Genomic DNA, 17,446 nt, shown 5'->3' with positions numbered 1-17,446 from the left:
GGGGCGGCTTTGTCACAGGATCCAAACTCAGAGCAGGAACAGCGTAGCCAGCCCCAGGAAGATGAAGAAGCCGCCACTGTCGGTCACGGCGGTGATCATCACGCTGGACCCCATGGCCGGATCCCGCCCCATTCGCGCCAGGGTCATGGGGATCAGCACCCCCATCAGCGCCGCCAGCAGCAGGTTGAGGGTCATGGCACCGGTCATCACCAGGCCCAGTGACCAGCTGTCGTAGAGGTAATAGGCCACGGCGCCGATCACCCCACCCCAGACCAGGCCGTTGATCAACGCCACGCCGAGCTCCTTGCGCAGCAGTCGCGTGGTGTTGCCCACTCCCAGTTGGTCGAGCGCCATGGCGCGGACGATCATGGTGATGGTCTGGTTGCCCGAATTCCCACCAATCCCCGCGACGATCGGCATGAGGGCGGCCAGGGCCACCAGCTTCTCGATCGACCCTTCGAAAACGCCGATCACCCGGGAGGCGATGAAGGCGGTCACCAGGTTGGTGGCCAGCCAGGCCCAGCGGTTGCCAACGGACTTCCAGACCGAGGCGAAGATGTCTTCCTCTTCCCGCAGACCGGCCATGTTGAGAACTTCGTTCTCGCTCTCCTCACGGATCAGGTCGACCATTTCATCGATGGTCAGACGGCCGATCAGCTTGCCGTTCTTGTCCACCACCGGCGACGACACCAGGTCATAGCGCTCGAACGCCTGGGCCGCGTCATAGGCGTCCTCATCCGGGTGAAAGCTGACGGGATCGGTGGCCATCACCTCGGCCACCTGCTTGTCCGGGTCGTTGACCAGCAGACGCTTGATGGGCAGCACGCCCTTGAGGATGCCGTCGTAGTCCACCACGAAGAGCTTGTCGGTGTGGCCCGGCAGTTCCTTGAGGCGACGCAGATAGCGCAGCACCACCTCGAGGGTCACATCGTCCCGGATGGTGACCATCTCGAAGTCCATCAGGGCGCCAACCTGGTCCTCCTCGTAGGACAGCACGGAGCGAACGCGCTCGCGCTGCTGCGCATCCAGCGACTCCATCAACTCATGGATCACATCCCTCGGCAGCTCGGGTGCGAGGTCTGCCAGCTCGTCCGCATCCATCTCCTTGGCGGCGGCGAGCAGCTCGTGATCGTCCATGTCGGCGATCAGGGATTCGCGGACGGCATCGGACACTTCGAGGAGAATGTCGCCGTCACGCTCGGCCTTCACCAGCTGCCAGACGGTCAGGCGATCGTCCAGCGGAAGGGCTTCGAGGATGTGGGCGATATCGGCGGGGTGCAACTCGTCCAGCTTGCGCTGCAGCTCGGCAAGATTCTGCCGGTGAACGAGGTTTTCTACGAGTTGCTGGTGCTGGCCTTCCTGACGGTGGGTCAGGTCTTCCACCAGCTTGTGCCGATGCAGGAGCTCGATCACCTGGGCCAGGCGATCCTGAAGGCTCTCTTGCGGCTTCTTGGCTTCTACTTCAGTCATATAGCACGCTCCACCCCCAGCGGCGGGGCGCGCCGAATGGAGGTCAGACAGTCATTTCGCGATTGTGCAATCGGGATTCTGAGTAACTACTGGGTAATTCCATGACGGTTGTCCGAAAGCCCCGGCGGGGCTGACCGCGCAATCATACCACCGCCCACCGGCCCAAGCGTTACAAATTCATGGAAAGAACAATCGCTTGCATCGCAAAGCTGAGATTCCTTACACGCTGCTGCGACGCCTTAATGTGACTGTAGGACACCTGAAGGGACTCGATTGCTCCGGATACCCTCGAGAGTCAGTGCCAAGGAGAAGGCCTCATGAAACGACTCTCGATCCTCGCCCTCGCCACCCTCCCCTGCTGGCCAGGACCTCCGCCCCAAGCGGCCTCGGTCTATCGCTGCATCGCGGAAGATGGCCATCTGAGCTTCAACCAGCATGGCTGTCCTGCCGACTCCCAAGGGGAAGAGCAGCAGACCCGGACACCCAACCTGGTGTCGAGCGAACCGCTCCAGCGGGAAGTCAGCGACGAGCGTTTTCCGATCATGGACTGGGAATCACCCGAACCATCGCGGGACGTGGTCGTAGTAGGCGAGCGGGAGATCATATGTGGGGGACTGATTTCCCCACGCGAACGGCGCCAGGCCATCATCCGCAAGCAGGTTCGCCAAGGCATGACCCGGACGGATGTGGAAAGCGCCCTCGGCAAGCCGGACCGTATCAGCGGTCGCAATGGCCAGGTGAACTACCACTACAAACCCAAGAAGGGCGCCAGCCAGCTGGTGAGCTTCGACGAGGACGGTTGCGTGAAGGGTCGTCATTGAACGCACAAAGAAAAAGGGCCTGCATTTCTGCAGGCCCTTTTCGATATGGCGCACTCAGGAGGATTCGAACCTCCGACCGCCCGGTTCGTAGCCGGGTACTCTATCCAGCTGAGCTATGAGTGCATGGTTGGTGTTTTTAGACCAGACCACCTCTGGTTCCTTCAGATATCCGGAAGACCCGTTCTACCTGGAAGATGGCGCACTCAGGAGGATTCGAACCTCCGACCGCCCGGTTCGTAGCCGGGTACTCTATCCAGCTGAGCTATGAGTGCGTGTAGGGCGCGCATTATAGAGATCCTTGAAACTTCGTCAACTGTTTTTTCGATACTTTTCAACAACTTATCGAACTAACCGAGGACATCTCTATAACGCTTGATAATGGCGGAGAAGGGGGGATTCGAACCCCCGACACCCTTTTGAGGTGTACTCCCTTAGCAGGGGAGCGCCTTCGGCCACTCGGCCACCTCTCCGCAACACGGGGCGCATGATATCCATGTTTTCCCCGTTTGCAAAGCAAAAAATGCAGAAAAATTAGTGGCTTGGTTCCTGGTCCTTCTCTTTCTGTATGCGCTGGTAGATTTCCTCACGGTGCACGGCGACCTCCTTCGGGGCGTTCACGCCGATGCGCACCTGATTACCTTTCACGCCAAGCACGGTGACAGTGACATCGTCACCCACCATCAGGGTCTCTCCGACCCGGCGAGTCAGAATCAGCATTCCTTTCTCCTTACGGATTCGTTTCGGGACAACAGTCTGCAAAAAAGAAATGGTTACAGCCCCGGCTCATATCGAGCCATCGGAGCTTACACCCAAGTATTGACCAGCCCCGGCAAAAGGAAAGTTCCACCGTGGCGACCAAAAACGACAAAAGGCGCGGGGTGAGCCGCGCCTTTTGCATAAAGCCTTACTCGCCCTGTCGAGACGGGGCGTCCAACTCGAAGGCAGTGTGCAGGGCACGGACCGCCAACTCGAGGTACTTCTCCTCGATGACCACCGAGACCTTGATCTCGGAGGTGGAGATCATCTGGATGTTGATGGTCTCCTTGGCCAGGGCCTCGAACATGCGGCTGGCAACGCCCGCATGGGAACGCATGCCGACACCGACGATGGAAACCTTGGCGATCTTGGTGTCGCCGATGACTTCACGGGCGCCGAGTTCGCGAGCGGTCTGCTCCAGGACGCGCTGGGCGTTCTGGTAATCATTGCGGTGCACGGTGAAGGTGAAATCGGTGGTGTTATCGTGCGCCACGTTCTGCACGATCATGTCCACTTCGATATTGGCGGAACTGATCGGGCCCAGGATCTTGAAGGCCACGCCGGGAATGTCCGGCACGCCACGGATGGTCAGCTTGGCCTCGTCGCGATTGAAGGCGATGCCGGAGATGATCGGCTGTTCCATGGATTCCTCTTCATCAAGGGTAATGAGGGTGCCCGGACCCTCCTGGAAGCTGTGCAGCACGCGCAGCGGGACATTGTACTTGCCGGCGAATTCCACCGAGCGGATCTGCAGCACCTTGGAGCCGAGGCTGGCCATTTCCAGCATCTCCTCGAAGGTGATCTTGTCGAGGCGCTGCGCCTGGGGCACCACGCGCGGATCGGTGGTGTAGACGCCATCTACATCGGTGTAGATCTGGCACTCGTCGGCCTTCAGGGCCGCGGCCAGGGCCACGCCGGTGGTGTCGGAACCGCCACGCCCCAGGGTAGTGATGTTGCCGTGCTCATCCACACCCTGGAAGCCCGCCACCACGACGACACGACCGGCCTTGAGGTCGCCACGGATCTTCTGGTCGTCGATCTGCAGGATGCGGGCCTTGTTGTGGGCGCTGTCGGTGAGGATGCGCACCTGGTTACCGGTATAGGAAACGGCCGGGACGCCACGCTTGATCAGGGCCATCGCCAGCAGGGCGATGGTCACCTGCTCGCCGGTGGACACCATGACGTCGAGTTCGCGCGGTACCGGCTGCTCGCTGACCTGTTTGGCCAGATCGATCAGGCGGTTGGTCTCGCCGCTCATGGCGGAAACCACGACCACGATGTCATCACCGCCTTCGCGGAATTTCTTCACCTTCTCGGCCACCTGCTCGATGCGCTCGACAGTGCCGACCGAGGTCCCCCCAAACTTCTGTACGATCAAAGCCATTTCAAAAGCCGCCTAATCCCGTGAAGGGCGCCCATTAAACAATCAACGCAGAGCACTGCCAAGGCCCGCCGGGCGTGGGGCGAGCCTTTGGCGTCGGGCCTTAGAGGCCCTGCTCGACGAACGGTACGGCAAGCGCCAGGGCCTGCTCCAGGGCCGCGGCGTCGGTACCACCGCCACGGGCCATGTCAGGGCGACCACCGCCCTTGCCACCGACCGCCGCCGCGGCCTGCTTCATCAGATCGCCGGCCTTGAGTTGACCGGTCAGGTCCTGGGTGACGCCGGCGACCAGTGTCACCTTGCCCTCCAGCGCACTGCCGAGCAGGATCACCGCGCGGCCGAGCTTGTTCTTCAATTGGTCCACCAGCGCCAGCAGGGCGTCGCCGTCGAGGCCGTCCAGGCGCGCCGCCAGGACCTTGACGCCTTTCACGTCGGTGGCGGACGCCGCCAGGTCATCACCGGCGGCGCTGGCCGCCTTGGCCTTGAGCTGGTCGACTTCCTTCTCCAGCTGGCGGTTGCGCTCCAGCAGCGCGGAGAGCTTGTCCAGCAGGTTGTCGCGGCTGCCCTTGACCAGCACGGCCGCTTCCTTCAGTTGTTCCTCGGCGCCGTTCAGGTAGGCCAGGGCCGCCGCACCGGTCACCGCCTCGATACGGCGGACGCCGGAGGCCACGCCGCCCTCGCTGGTGATCTTGAACAGGCCGATATCGCCGGTACGGGATACGTGGGTACCGCCGCAGAGTTCGACGGAGAAGTCACCGCCCATGCTGAGGACGCGCACCTGTTCGCCGTACTTCTCGCCGAACAGCGCCGTGGCACCCTTGGCCTTGGCGGTCTCGATGTCGGTCTCTTCGGTCTCGACTTCGCTGTTCTTGCGGATCTCGGTGTTGACGATGTCTTCCAGGGCTTTCAGTTGCTCGGGCTTGATGGCCTCGAAGTGGCTGAAGTCGAAGCGCAGGCGCTGGCTGTCCACCAGGGAGCCCTTCTGCTGCACGTGATCGCCCAGCACGCGGCGCAGGGCGGCGTGCAGCAGGTGGGTGGCGGAATGGTTCAGCGCGGTGGCCTGGCGCACGGAAGCGTCGACCTGGGCGGTGACACTGGCGCCGATACGCAGGCTGCCATGGTCGACCACACCGTGGTGCAGGAAGGCGCCACCGGCCTTGGTGGTGTCTCGCACGTCGAAACGCAGGCCCTGGGCGGCGATGAAACCGCAGTCGCCGATCTGGCCGCCGGACTCGGCATAGAAGGGAGTTCGATCGAGGACCAGCACGCCCTCCTCGCCTTCGCCCAGTTGCTCGACGGCCTGGCCGTCCTTGAACAGGGCGATCACCTTGCCCTCACCGGAGGTGCAGACGTAGCCGGTGAAATCGGTGTCGGCATCCACCTTGACCAGGGCGTTGTAGTCCATGCCGAAGGCGCTGGAAGCACGGGCGCGCTCGCGCTGGGCCTCCATCTCACGCTCGAAGCCTTCCTCATCCACGGTCAGCTCGCGCTCACGGGCGATGTCGGCGGTCAGGTCCACCGGGAAGCCGTAGGTGTCGTAGAGCTTGAAGACGATGTCGCCCGGGATGACCCGGCCTTCGAGGGACGCCAGGTCCTGCTCGAGGATCTTCAGGCCCTGCTCCAGGGTCTTGGCGAACTGCTCTTCCTCGGTCTTCAGCACGCGCTCGATATGGGCCTGCTGCTGTTTGAGCTCCGGATAGGCCACGCCCATCTCGGCCACCAGGGCGGCGACGATCTTGTGGAAGAAGGTGCCCTTGGCGCCCAGCTTGTTACCGTGGCGGCAGGCGCGACGGACAATGCGGCGCAGCACATAGCCACGGCCTTCGTTGGACGGCAGCACGCCATCGGCGATGAGGAAGGAGCAGGAGCGGATGTGATCCGCCACCACCTTCAGCGAAGGGGCGTCGTCATTGGCGCACCCGATGGCCTCGGCGGCGGCCTTGAGCAGGTTCTGGAAGAGGTCGATCTCGTAGTTCGAGTGCACATGCTGCAGCACGGCGCTGATCCGCTCCAGGCCCATGCCGGTATCCACGCTCGGCGCCGGCAGCGGATGCATCACGCCGTCGGCGGTGCGGTTGAACTGCATGAAGACGTTGTTCCAGATCTCGATGTAGCGGTCGCCGTCCTCTTCCGGGGATCCGGGCGGGCCGCCCCAGATGTCCGGGCCGTGGTCGAAGAAGATCTCGGTGCAGGGACCGCAGGGACCGGTGTCGCCCATGGCCCAGAAGTTGTCGGAGGCATAGGGAGCCCCCTTGTTGTCGCCGATACGCACCATGCGCGCTTCCGGCACGCCGACTTCCTTGGTCCAGATGTCGTAGGCCTCGTCATCGCTCGCGTAGACGGTGACCCAGAGTTTTTCCTTCGGCAGTTTCAGCCATTTGTCGCCTGTCAGGAATTCCCAGGCGTAGTGGATGGCATCGCGCTTGAAATAGTCGCCGAAGCTGAAGTTGCCCAGCATTTCGAAGAAGGTGTGGTGGCGAGCGGTGTAGCCCACGTTCTCCAGATCGTTGTGCTTGCCGCCGGCGCGCACGCACTTCTGGCTGGTGGTGGCGCGGGTGTAGGCGCGCTTTTCCAGGCCAAGGAAGCAGTCCTTGAACTGGTTCATCCCCGCGTTGGTGAACAGCAGGGTCGGGTCGTTGCCCGGAATCAGGGAGCTGGAAGCGACACGGGTATGCCCCTTCTCTTCGAAGAAGCTCAGGAAGGCTTCACGGATTTCTGCGCTTTTCATAGGTTCATCCACGGAAAACTGCGCCACGAAGGCGGGTGCAAATCGTTATCGGCGAAGGACGGCAAGCGGAAAGTGGCTGGAAACCTGCAGGATCTCCGGAAGAACCACGGGATTTCCGACCAATCCCGACGTTGCGCGCGACACTCGACGCTGTCTGTCGACAGGCAGACGGATCACCGGCAAAGGGCCGCATTATATCGGCCCTGCGCCAGCGGGATAGTGTCTTTGTGCGATAGACGCAGGCTATTTCCGCCTGCGGGCGATTCAGCCCTGCCGGAAAGCGGCAAAGGCTTCGATCACCCGGGGAATCGCTTCCGCCCGCACGTCCAGGTGGGTGACCAGCCGCAGGCGCGGTGCGGGGCTCACACGTATGCCCCGGGCGGCGAGGAAATCCGCCAGGTCCCGCGCCTGGCCGTCCATCTGGACGTAGACCATGTTGGTCTGCACCGGCTCGATGGCATAACCCAGCTCCCGCAACCCGGCCCCCAGGCGCTCCGCATGGGCGTGGTCCTCGGCCAGGCGCTCCACCTGGTGATCCAGCGCGTAGAGCCCGGCCGCCGCCAGCAGGCCGGCCTGGCGCATGCCGCCGCCCACCATCTTGCGCAGGCGTCGGGCACGGGCGATGAGCGTCGCGCTGCCGCAGAGTACCGAGCCCACCGGGGCGCCCAGTCCCTTGGACAGGCAGACCGAGACGGAGTCGAAATGTCGGGTGATCTCCCGGGCCTCCACACCCAGCTTCACGGAAGCGTTGAAGAGACGCGCGCCATCCAGGTGCAGACCCAGGCCACGACGACGGGTGAGTTCCCGCGCAGCAGCGAGGTAGCCCAGTGGCAGCACCTTGCCCTGCATGGTGTTTTCCAGGGCCAGCAGGCGGGTCCGGGCGAAATGGAAATCGTCCTGCTTGATCGCCGCCTCCACCCTGGCCAGGTCCAGGCTGCCGTCCGCCTCGCCCTCGATGGGCTGGGGCTGGATGGAACCGAGCACCGCGGCGCCGCCCCCCTCGTACTTATAGGTATGCGCCTGCTGGCCGACGATGTACTCGTCACCGCGCTCGCAGTGGGCCATCAGGGCCAGCAGATTGCTCATGGTGCCGGTGGGCACGAACAACGCCGCCTCGAAGCCCAGGCGCTCGGCCAGGGTCGCCTCCAGGCGATTGACGGTGGGGTCCTCGCCATAGACATCGTCGCCCAGCTCGGCCCGTTGCATGGCCTCGCGCATGCCGGTGGTGGGCTGGGTGACGGTGTCGCTGCGCAGGTCGATCAGGCTCATGCCGGGCTCCTTGGATGGGCTGGGACAGGCGATCCTAAGACCCTGGACCGGATGGGTACAGGCACAGTTCCGATCGAATCCTCAGACGTCGGCGGGCACGATCAGAATCCCCGCCCGCAGGCCGTTCCTGACCTTGGGGTTGGGGAAGATGATCCGGGCGCCCTGCTCCTCCACCACCCAGCGGGTGCCGGCGATGTCCTCGGCCAGCAGGTAGCCCACGGGCAGTTCGCTGAAGTTCTCGACATCCGCCGCCAGGTGCAGCTGAAAGGACTCGCTGTGCTTGATGATCTCGCGGGAGACCGAGAACAGCTGCAGTCCGTTCAGGTCGTGGCCGTCCGCACTCGGCTCGCGCCCTTCGATGAGCGCGTGCAGGCTGGCCTCCAGGCGCTCCAGGTTGACCTCCTGGTTGCTGCCGAACGGACGCGCCTTGCCCAGCTCCAGGGTGAAGGCCTCCGCCTCGAGCTGGGCGTAGGTGAAGGAGCTGAAGGTGATGCCGGTCTTGTTCTGCAAGAGAACGGCATCGATGCCGGCCTGGCTCAAGCGCGCCAGCTCGCGGCGGGAATGCTCGCGCCCCTCCACGTAGGGATAGAGGGCGAACTGCTCGATTTTCGATGCGCGGATGGCGGTGTGCAGGTCGTAGTGCAGCCGCGAACGCCCGGGCTTGCTGAAGAAGGCGGCGGCGTAGCGCTCCAGCTCGGCGGCGCGCATCGCTTCGAATCCGCTGGACTCGGCATGGCGTCCGCTGAACAGGCGGTTGATGTCCTGCTCGACAAAACGCTCGCCCCGGCGAATGGCCTCGGGGTTGCCGAACAGGAAGAGAATACGCGCCCGGGGCTTGAGGTGGCCCCGGGCGATGCCCTGGATCAGGCGGTCCAGCAGCTCGATGGGGGCCGTTTCGTTGCCGTGGACGCCTGCCGACAGCAGCAGGTCGAGGCCGCTGTCTTCGGCGGCGGGCGGCGTCACGTCGAGGGCACCCTCACCGAGCCAGTGCAGGCGCACGCCCCCGGAGGTCAGCTGGATCTTCTCGGTCGGCTCACGGCCGGCGAGGGTCAGTTCAAGCAGTTTTCCGAGGGCGAGCATCCTGATACCTCAATGGTCGTGGTCGCAATCCGGGCCGTGTACGTGGTCTTCGTCGTCCAGGTCGGCGGGTTCCATTTCCAGCTGCAGGCTGACCAGGTTGGTGGCCAGGGGGCGCAGCAGCAGGTTGGCGTACTCGGTATCGCCTTCCTCCACGTCCACGCCGATCAGCAGTTGGCCGTTGCCGGCCTGCTGGATCCAGACTTCCTTGCCCTGCCAGACGACGGCGAACCGGGTGCAGGAGGTTTCGAGCTGGGTGCCGTCGGTATCTTCGAGGATGAGTTGCAGGGCGTCGGACATGTAGGGACTCTCAGTTGAGTTGGAAAGGATAGACAGCGCCCAGTTTAAGGATCTGCGTCAGTTCATCCAATGCCGTCCGGCATTCCACCAGCAATTGCGGGTCGGCCAGGTCGGCTTCGCTGAGGCGATCGCGGTAGTGCTTCTCGACCCAGGCGGTGAGGGTGGCATGGAGTTCCGGGGTCAGGATCACACCCGGATTCACCGCCGTCAGTTCGTCCTCCTTGAGGGCCACCCGCAGCCGCAGACAGGCCGGTCCGCCACCGTTCTGCATGCTCTGCTTGAGATCGAAGACCTTCACCTCGCGGATCGGCCCCGAGCCCGCGGTCAATCCGCTCAGGTAGTTCCAGACGTTGGCGTTGGACCGGCACTCCTCCGGCACCACCAGCAGCATGCTGCCGTCGGGACGGCTGAGCAGCTGGCTGTTGAACAGGTAGGAGCGCACCGCATCCTCCACGCCCACCGCACTGCGCGGCACGCGCACGGCCTGGAAGCGACCGCCGCGCTTGCCCAGCTTGGCGTCCAGTTCGGCCAGGACCTTGTCGGTCTCGAGGAAGGCATCCTCGTGATAGAACAGCACCTCGCCGTTGCCCACCGAGATCACGTCGTTGTGGAACACGCCCTGATCGATCACCGCCGGGTTCTGCTGAGCGTAGACCACGCCCTCGGCGGAGAGGCCATGGAGACGGGCGACCGCCTGGCAGGCTTCCAGGGTCTGCCGCGCCGGGTAGCGCTGCGGCGCGGGATAGCGCGCATCGAAGGCGCTGCGGCCGAAGACGAAGAACTCCACGCCGGCATCGCCGTAGCCCTTGCAGAAACGGGTGTGGTTGGCCGCGCCCTCATCCCCGAACTGCCCGACCGCCGGCAGCGCGGCGTGGTGGGCGAAGCGTCGCTCGTCGGCGAACATCGCCCGCAGCACGCGACTGGTGGTCGGGTGCTCGATGGAGCGGTGGAACTTGCAATTCAGGTTCGCGGCGGTGAAATGCACCCGGCCATCGGCGGTATCCGCGCTGGGACTGACGGTGCAGGAGTTGGCGGTCCACATGCTGGAGGCGGAGCTGCAGGCCGCCAGCAGCGGCATGGACTCGCGGGCGGCCTGGGCGATCACCTCGGCGTCTGTGCCGGAAAACCCCAGGCTGCGCAGCGCGGCGACGTCCTGGCGCTCCTGCGGGGCGAACACGCCCTGCTTGAAGCCCATCTCCATCAGCGCCTTCATCTTGCCCAGGCCCTGAAGCGCCGCTTCCTTGGGGTTGGAGGCCGCCTGGCTGTTGCTCTGCGACGCCACGTTGCCGTAGGACAGGCCACCGTAGTTGTGGGTCGGGCCCACCAGTCCGTCGAAGTTCACTTCATGGGCGTTCACAGGCTGACTCCTGGGGTAAGGGTTGCAGGCAGGGCAAGGGTTTCGCTTTCCAGCGAGGCGACCGGGTAGGCGCAGTAGTCAGCCGCGTAGTAGGCGCTGGCACGGTGGTTGCCCGATGCGCCGACGCCCCCGAAGGGCGCGCTGCTCGCGGCCCCGGTCAGTTGTTTGTTCCAGTTGACGATGCCGGCGCGACTCTCGATCAGGAAGTGCTGGTAGCGCTCGGCGGAATCCGACAGCAGACCCGCCGCCAGGCCGTACTGGGTAGCGTTGGCCTCGGCGATGGCCGCATCGAACCCGTCGTAGCGGATCACCTGCAGCAGCGGGCCGAAGAACTCCTCGTCCGGGCGCTCGGCCACGGCGGTGACGTCGAGGATGCCGGGAGTCAGCAGCGCGGCGGTTTCCAGCGGCTGGGTCATGGCCAGCAGCGCGTTGGCGCCCTTGGCGATCAGTTGCTCCTGGGCCTTGAGCAGGTGGCGCGCGGCGTCCAGGGAGATCACCGAGCCCATGAAGGGCGCCGGCTGGGCATCGAAGGCGCCGACCTGGATGCTCGCGGCGACCGCCACCAGGCGCGCCAGCAACGCGTCGCCCCAGGCACCCACGGGCACCAGCAGGCGGCGGGCGCAGGTGCAGCGCTGGCCGGCGGAAATGAAGGCGGACTGGATGATGGTGTAGACGGCGGCATCGACGTCGGCGACCTCGTCCACCACCAGCGGATTGTTGCCGCCCATCTCCAGCGCCAGGATCTTGTCCGGGCGCCCGGCGAACTGCTGGTGCAGCAGATTGCCGGTGCGGCTGGAGCCGGTGAAGAAGAGGCCGTCGAGGCCCGGATTGCCGGCCAGGGCGACGCCGGTCTCACGGCCGCCCTGTACCAGGTTGAGCACACCCGCAGGCAGGCCCGCCTCGATCCAGCACTTGACCGTCAGCTCGGCGACCTTGGGGGTCAGCTCGCTGGGCTTGAACACCACCGCGTTCCCCGCCAGCAGCGCCGGCACGATATGGCCGTTGGGCAGGTGGCCGGGGAAATTGTAAGGACCGAAGACCGCCACCACGCCGTGGGGCTTGTGACGCAGCACCGCGGTGGCGTCGGCCAGGGCGCCACGCTTCTCGCCGGTACGCTCGCGGTAGCTCTGGATGGAAATGGCGACCTTGTTGACCATGCTCGTCACTTCGGTAGCCGACTCCCACAGCGGCTTGCCGGTCTCCTCGCCAATGCAGCGGGCGAGCTCATCGGCGTGGGCCTTGAGCACCACGGCGAACTGCTCGAGAACGGCGATGCGCTCCTCCAGCGGGCGACGCGCCCAGGCCGGGAAAGCGGCACGGGCCGCAGCGACGGCAGCCTCCACCTGGTCAGCGGTGGCGCCACGGCCCGACCAGACCACGGCCTGGGTCACCGGGTTCAGCGAATCGAACGCCTCGCCCTGCCCCGCCTGCCAGTTTCCGGCGATGAGATGGGTAGTCATTCAGACGGTCTCCTTGGCAGACAACGGAACGGCACGGACCGACGCGCCGGCGGACAGTTTCAGGCGCTTCGCGGTCTGCGCGTCCACCACCAGGGTACCGGCGGCCAGGCGCGCCGGTGCGGCGGTGATACGGCAGTCTTCGCGTTTGCGGTTATGGATCAGGAAGGGCGTGGCGTCGTCGCCCGGAGTGCCGACGGCCAACACCAGGTTCTGGCTGTCGCGAACGGCGCGGATCTTCGCCGTTTCACACTCGATCGCCGGGCCGGCGTCGAAGATGTCGACATAGCCCTGGTAGCTGAAGCCTTCACCCTTGAGCATGGCCAGGGCCGGCTCGGTGTCGGGATGGACGCGGCCGATGATGGCGCGGGCCGCCTCGGAGAGGAAACAGGTGTAGAGCGGGAACTTGGGCATCAGCTCGGCGATGAAGGCCTTGTTGCCGACCCCGGTCAGGTAGTCGGCCCGGGAAAACTCCATCTTGAAGAAATGCCGGCCCAGGCTTTCCCAGAACGGCGAGACGCCATTCTCGTCGGACATGCCGCGCATCTCGGCGATCACCTTGTCGCCGAACAACTCCGGGAACTCGGCGATGAAGAGGAAGCGCGCCTTCGACAGCAGCCGGCCGTTCAGGCCCGTGCGGTAACCGGCATGGAGGAACAGCGAGCACAGCTCGGAGTTGCCGGTCAGGTCGTTGGCCAGGAACAGCGTGAGAATCTGCCGATGGATGTTCAGCTCCTGGGAGGCGCTGACGGTGAGGCCGACCCGGTAGTTGTACCAGGGCTCCCGCAGGCCGACGGCACCGGCCACGGCGGAGATGCCGACCACCTTGCCGTCGTCGTCCTCGAGGACGAACAGGTAGTCCGCGTCGGCGCGTTCGGCCTCGCCGCGAAAGGCCTTTTCCGCCCAGCCCACCCGATGGGACAGGCGCTCCTCATTGGCCGGCAGCGTGGTCAGGCCGGCGCCGGTGCTGCGCGCCAGGTCGATCAGGGCCGGCAGGTCGGCGCTGCGTACGGGACGAACGATCATAGGGACTCCGTTAGAGCTGCGAGCTTCATGGGGCGAGTCACGCGGCGGTAATCCCGCCCGGCCGCCCGCTTCGGTTTAAATCGCGACCAGGCGCACACTGGCGCCCTCACCCACACCCAGGACTTCGGCAGCCGCGCTGCCGAGCACCACGGGCTTGCCGGGTACCCAGTCCAGCTCCATCACCACCGCGCGGAAGTCCTGCAGCTGGCCGTTGCAGACCAGGTGCAGGCGCCCGCCCTTGCCCGGTTCGCCGAGCTTGACCGGCACCAGGCGGCTCTGGGCGATGGAACGGATGCCGGACGTGCGTGCATGCAGGGTCGGACCGCCGTCGAAGATGTCGATGTAGTTGTCGGTCTCGAAGCCTTCGCGCATGAGGATGTCGAAGGTGATCTGCGCCCGGGGGTGCACCTGGCCCATGGCCTCCTGGGCCTCGTCCGGCAGCAGCGGGACGTAGATGGGGTAATGGGGCATCAGCTCGGCGAGGAAGGTCCGGCTCTTCAGGCCCGACAGGCGTTCGGCCTCGGTGTAGTTGAGGTCGAAGAAATTGCGCCCGACCGCGTCCCAGAACGGCGATTCGCCCTGGTCATCGCTGTAGCCGACGATCTCCACCACCACCGCGTCGGCGAAGCGCTCGGGATGGCTGGCCATGAACAGCAGGCGGCCACGGGAGTTGAGTTCGGCGACGGGCGTGTTCACCAGGTCGCGTTCGACGTAGAAGCTGGTGAGCAGGCTGTTGCCGGTCAGGTCGTGGCAGAGCGAGAGGACATGGATCTTGTTGTGGATCTTCAGCTCCCGGGACGCATGCACGAAGGTCTCGTTGCGGAAGCTGTAGAAGGGTTCGGAGAAGCCGGCGGAGGCGACGATGGCGGAGCAACCCACCAGGCGCCCGGTCTCGCTGTCTTCCAGGACGAAGAAATAGCTTTCCTCGCCGTTGAAGCTGACCTCGGCCGAGAAGGAGGCTTCGGAGGCCGCGATCTTCTCGCCCAGGACCTTGGCGTCGTCCGGCAGCGAAGTGACACCCACGGGGCTATCCGCGGCCAGGCGCTGGACTTCAGCGAGGTCGGCCATTTGCGCGGGGCGCATCACCAACATGGGGTTCACTCCTTTTTCTTGTTCAAGGCCCCGGACGGACCAGTGGGTCCATTCTGGGCGGGGTCCGGACCAGGGGCCCGGGTTCACGATTGGATCGGCCGGACGCGCCAGGGCGCGTCCGGCGGGGTGTCAGGCCTGGGTCAGCTTGGCGACGGCGCGCTCGAAGCGGTCCAGACCCTCGTCGATGTCCGCATCCGGAATCACCAGGCTCGGGGCGAAACGCACCACATCCGGGCCGGCCTGCAGGACCATCACGGCCTCACGCTCGGCGGCGTTCAGCACATCCTTGGCCTTGCCTTTCCAGGGCTCGGAGAGCACGGCGCCAATCAACAGGCCAAGGCCGCGAACCTCGCTGAAGAGGCCGTACTTGGCGCCGATCGCCTCGAGGCGGGTCTTGAAGCGGTCGTGCTTGGCGTTGATGCCGCTGAGCACCTCGGGGGTGTTGATCACGTCCAGCACGGCTTCAGCCACGGCGGACGCCAGCGGGTTGCCGCCGTAAGTGGTGCCGTGGGTGCCGACGGCCAGGTGCTTGGCGATCTCGCTGGTGGTCAGCATGGCGCCGATGGGGAAGCCGCCGCCCAGGCTCTTGGCGCTGGAGAGGATGTCCGGGGTCACACCGTAATGCTGGTAGGCGAACAGGTGGCCGGTCCGGCCCATGCCGCTCTGCACTTCGTCGAAGATCAGCAGCGCGTTGTGTTCGTCGCACAGCTTGCGGGCGCCTTCCAGGTAGGCCTTGTCCGCCGGCAGCACGCCGCCCTCGCCCTGCACGGGCTCCAGGACCACGGCGCAGGTCTTGTCGGAAATGGCCGCCTTCAGGGCGTCCAGGTCGTTGTAGGGCACATGGGTGATGCCTTCCATCTTGGGACCGAAACCGTCGGAGTACTTCGGCTGGCCACCTACGGTCACGGTGAACAGGGTACGACCGTGGAAGCTGTTGGTGGCGGAGATGATCTCGTGCTTCTGCGGGCCGTAGACGTCATGGGCATAGCGACGGGCCAGCTTGAAGGCCGCCTCGTTGGCTTCCGCCCCGGAGTTGGCGAGGAACACGCGCTCGGCGAAGGTGGCGTCCACCAGTTTCTTCGCCAGGCGCAGGGCCGGCTCGTTGGTGAAGACGTTGGAGACGTGCCAGATCCTGTTGGCCTGATCGGTGAGCGCCTTGACCAGCACAGGGTGAGCATGGCCCAGGGAGTTCACGGCGATGCCGCCGGCAAAATCGATCAGTTCGCGACCGGATTGGTCCCAAACGCGGGAACCCTCACCTCGCACCGGAATGAACGCGGCGGGGGCGTAGTTGGGAACCATCACCTTGTCGAAATCGGCGCGCTCGACCTGCGCATGCTCAACGGACATCAGTTTCTCCTGCCATGAACGGCTAGCGATGAAAGGATTGTAGGGACTGAATCAGGGTTGGCATTGCCGCCATGCGACAACTTCTTACAGCGCCAACCCCGCGAAAACCGGCGCTTACGGAAATGCGACAGAAAGCGTCGGGAAGGCGCAGTTTAAACGGTGATCGCCACCACCACGCACCGCCGTGGAAAATTTCTCCACAGGGTGACTGGCGGGTATCTGCATTCGCGAAGGCCCGCCGGAACCGGTTGCAGGGTGCGCTGGATGCGCACCACGTCCGGCACCAGGTCCAGCCTGTGACGGGTTATCGGAGCGGGTATCAGGAGGGGATTTTCAGCCCCGCTCAGCCACTGCGGCCGGCTGCTGGGGCTCGAAGGGACTGGCGCCGCGGCGCTGGTTGCGGTCTTCGCGAGGGGTGACGCCGAAGAAGTTGCGGTAGGCGCTGGAGAAGTGCGGGCCGGAAGAGAAGCCACAGGACAGGCCGATCTGGATGATCGACTTGCTGGTCTGCATGAGCATCTGCCGGGCCTTGTTCAGGCGCAGCTCCAGGTAGTACTGGCTGGGCACGCGGTTCAGGTACTGCTTGAAGATCCGCTCCAGCTGGCGGCGGGACACACAGACGTGCTGGGCGATCTCGTCGGTGGTCAGCGGCTCCTCGATATTGGCCTCCATCAGCAGCACCGCCTGGGTGAGCTTCGGATGGCTGGAACCGAGGCGGTTCTGCAACGGAATGCGCTGACGCTCACCCCCTTCGCGGATGCGCTCCACCACCAGCTCTTCGGACACCGCGCCCGCCAGCTCGGCGCCGTGGTCGCGGGCCAGCACCGCCAGCAGCAGGTCCAGCACCGCCAGCCCCCCGCAGGCGGTGAGGCGATCTCGGTCCCAGTCGAACAGGTGGCTGGTGGCGATCACCTTGGGGAAACGCTCGGTGAAGTCGTCCTGCCAGCGCCAGTGCACGGCGGCGCGATAGCCATCCAGCAGCCCCAGGTACGCCAGCGGGTAGACACCGGCGGACAAGGCACCCACTACGCAGCCGGTGCGCACCAGTTGCTTGATGGCGCCGGCCAGCGCCGGGGAAACCTGCGTCGGCGGTTCGTCGGCCACCAGGAACAGCCGCTGCTGGCCCTCCAGCTTGCCGGACCAGGCCTCACCGGGCAGGCGCCAGGCGCCTTCCGCGGCCGGCTCCGCCTGGAGGAAGGACATCTCGTATACCACTTCAGGATGCAGTCGCTGGGCGACCCGCAGGGCTTCCTCCGCCAGGGCCAGGGTCAGCGCCTTGGTGCCGGGCCAGAGGAGAAAAGCGATTCGATGGGCAGTCATGGCAGGCAGCTTAGCAGACCCCGGAGAAAGGAAAGGGACAAG

Annotated in this window: 14 protein-coding genes and 3 tRNA genes; 1 reads left to right on the top strand and 16 read right to left on the bottom strand. The window is 65.1% G+C overall.

What is annotated here, in order from left to right:
- Positions 1 to 27 precede the first annotated feature (27 nt).
- Positions 28 to 1,470: a magnesium transporter gene (gene mgtE / locus KF707C_RS06980; RefSeq protein WP_003455148.1), complete on the bottom strand. Its 1,443-nt coding sequence runs from the start codon at positions 1,468 to 1,470 to the stop codon at positions 28 to 30.
- A 317-nt stretch (positions 1,471 to 1,787) separates the two neighbouring features.
- Here mgtE and KF707C_RS06975 point away from each other — a divergent pair, with 317 nt between their 5' ends.
- Positions 1,788 to 2,291, top strand: a complete 504-nt coding sequence (locus tag KF707C_RS06975; RefSeq protein ID WP_003455156.1) for a DUF4124 domain-containing protein — start codon at positions 1,788 to 1,790, stop codon at positions 2,289 to 2,291.
- Positions 2,292 to 2,337: 46 nt separating this feature from the next.
- Here KF707C_RS06975 and KF707C_RS06970 read toward each other — a convergent pair.
- From KF707C_RS06970 to argR, 15 genes are all read right to left on the bottom strand, one after another.
- Positions 2,338 to 2,414 (bottom strand) — tRNA-Arg (locus KF707C_RS06970).
- Positions 2,415 to 2,486: 72 nt separating this feature from the next.
- A tRNA-Arg gene (locus tag KF707C_RS06965) sits at positions 2,487 to 2,563 on the bottom strand.
- 107 nt (positions 2,564 to 2,670) lie between these two features.
- A tRNA-Ser gene (locus tag KF707C_RS06960) sits at positions 2,671 to 2,761 on the bottom strand.
- 61 nt (positions 2,762 to 2,822) lie between these two features.
- Entirely contained in the window at positions 2,823 to 3,008 is a 186-nt protein-coding gene (csrA, locus tag KF707C_RS06955; protein WP_003283978.1) for a carbon storage regulator CsrA, read from the bottom strand.
- 187 nt (positions 3,009 to 3,195) lie between these two features.
- Positions 3,196 to 4,431, bottom strand: coding sequence for an aspartate kinase (locus KF707C_RS06950; RefSeq protein WP_003455157.1), 1,236 nt, complete (start codon positions 4,429 to 4,431; stop codon positions 3,196 to 3,198).
- A 100-nt stretch (positions 4,432 to 4,531) separates the two neighbouring features.
- On the bottom strand, positions 4,532 to 7,156 hold the full coding sequence (alaS, locus tag KF707C_RS06945) for an alanine--tRNA ligase (RefSeq protein WP_003455158.1): 2,625 nt from the start codon (positions 7,154 to 7,156) through the stop codon (positions 4,532 to 4,534).
- A gap of 264 nt (positions 7,157 to 7,420) precedes the next feature.
- Positions 7,421 to 8,425, bottom strand: a complete 1,005-nt coding sequence (gene ltaE / locus KF707C_RS06940) for a low-specificity L-threonine aldolase (RefSeq protein WP_003455159.1) — start codon at positions 8,423 to 8,425, stop codon at positions 7,421 to 7,423.
- A gap of 81 nt (positions 8,426 to 8,506) precedes the next feature.
- Positions 8,507 to 9,505 carry a succinylglutamate desuccinylase gene (astE, locus tag KF707C_RS06935; protein ID WP_003455160.1) on the bottom strand — a complete coding sequence of 333 codons (999 nt, stop codon included), beginning with the start codon at positions 9,503 to 9,505 and terminating at the stop codon, positions 8,507 to 8,509.
- Between the two features lie 9 nt (positions 9,506 to 9,514).
- Positions 9,515 to 9,802 carry a hypothetical protein gene (locus tag KF707C_RS06930; RefSeq protein WP_003455161.1) on the bottom strand — a complete coding sequence of 96 codons (288 nt, stop codon included), beginning with the start codon at positions 9,800 to 9,802 and terminating at the stop codon, positions 9,515 to 9,517.
- 10 nt (positions 9,803 to 9,812) lie between these two features.
- Positions 9,813 to 11,159, bottom strand: a complete 1,347-nt coding sequence (gene astB / locus KF707C_RS06925) for an N-succinylarginine dihydrolase (RefSeq protein ID WP_003455162.1) — start codon at positions 11,157 to 11,159, stop codon at positions 9,813 to 9,815.
- Complete coding sequence (astD, locus tag KF707C_RS06920) at positions 11,156 to 12,619, bottom strand: succinylglutamate-semialdehyde dehydrogenase (RefSeq protein WP_003455165.1); 1,464 nt, start codon at positions 12,617 to 12,619, stop codon at positions 11,156 to 11,158. The genes astB and astD overlap by 4 nt, the downstream gene beginning before the upstream one ends.
- Positions 12,620 to 13,642, bottom strand: a complete 1,023-nt coding sequence (gene astA / locus KF707C_RS06915; RefSeq protein ID WP_003455168.1) for an arginine N-succinyltransferase — start codon at positions 13,640 to 13,642, stop codon at positions 12,620 to 12,622.
- A 75-nt stretch (positions 13,643 to 13,717) separates the two neighbouring features.
- Positions 13,718 to 14,734 carry an arginine/ornithine succinyltransferase subunit alpha gene (gene aruF, locus KF707C_RS06910; protein WP_003455170.1) on the bottom strand — a complete coding sequence of 339 codons (1,017 nt, stop codon included), beginning with the start codon at positions 14,732 to 14,734 and terminating at the stop codon, positions 13,718 to 13,720.
- Between the two features lie 129 nt (positions 14,735 to 14,863).
- The gene (locus KF707C_RS06905; RefSeq protein ID WP_003455173.1) at positions 14,864 to 16,084 is read right to left on the bottom strand and encodes an aspartate aminotransferase family protein; all 1,221 of its coding nucleotides are present in this window, start codon (positions 16,082 to 16,084) and stop codon (positions 14,864 to 14,866) included.
- Between the two features lie 333 nt (positions 16,085 to 16,417).
- Positions 16,418 to 17,404, bottom strand: a complete 987-nt coding sequence (gene argR, locus KF707C_RS06900; RefSeq protein ID WP_003455200.1) for a transcriptional regulator ArgR — start codon at positions 17,402 to 17,404, stop codon at positions 16,418 to 16,420.
- Positions 17,405 to 17,446: the final 42 nt, after the last annotated feature.

Source organism: Pseudomonas furukawaii, assembly GCF_002355475.1.
In the GTDB taxonomy this organism is placed as follows: Bacteria; Pseudomonadota; Gammaproteobacteria; order Pseudomonadales; family Pseudomonadaceae; genus Metapseudomonas; species Metapseudomonas furukawaii.
The sequence above is the reverse complement of the archived record's forward strand: the minus strand, read 5'-3'. Positions and strand labels throughout refer to the sequence as shown.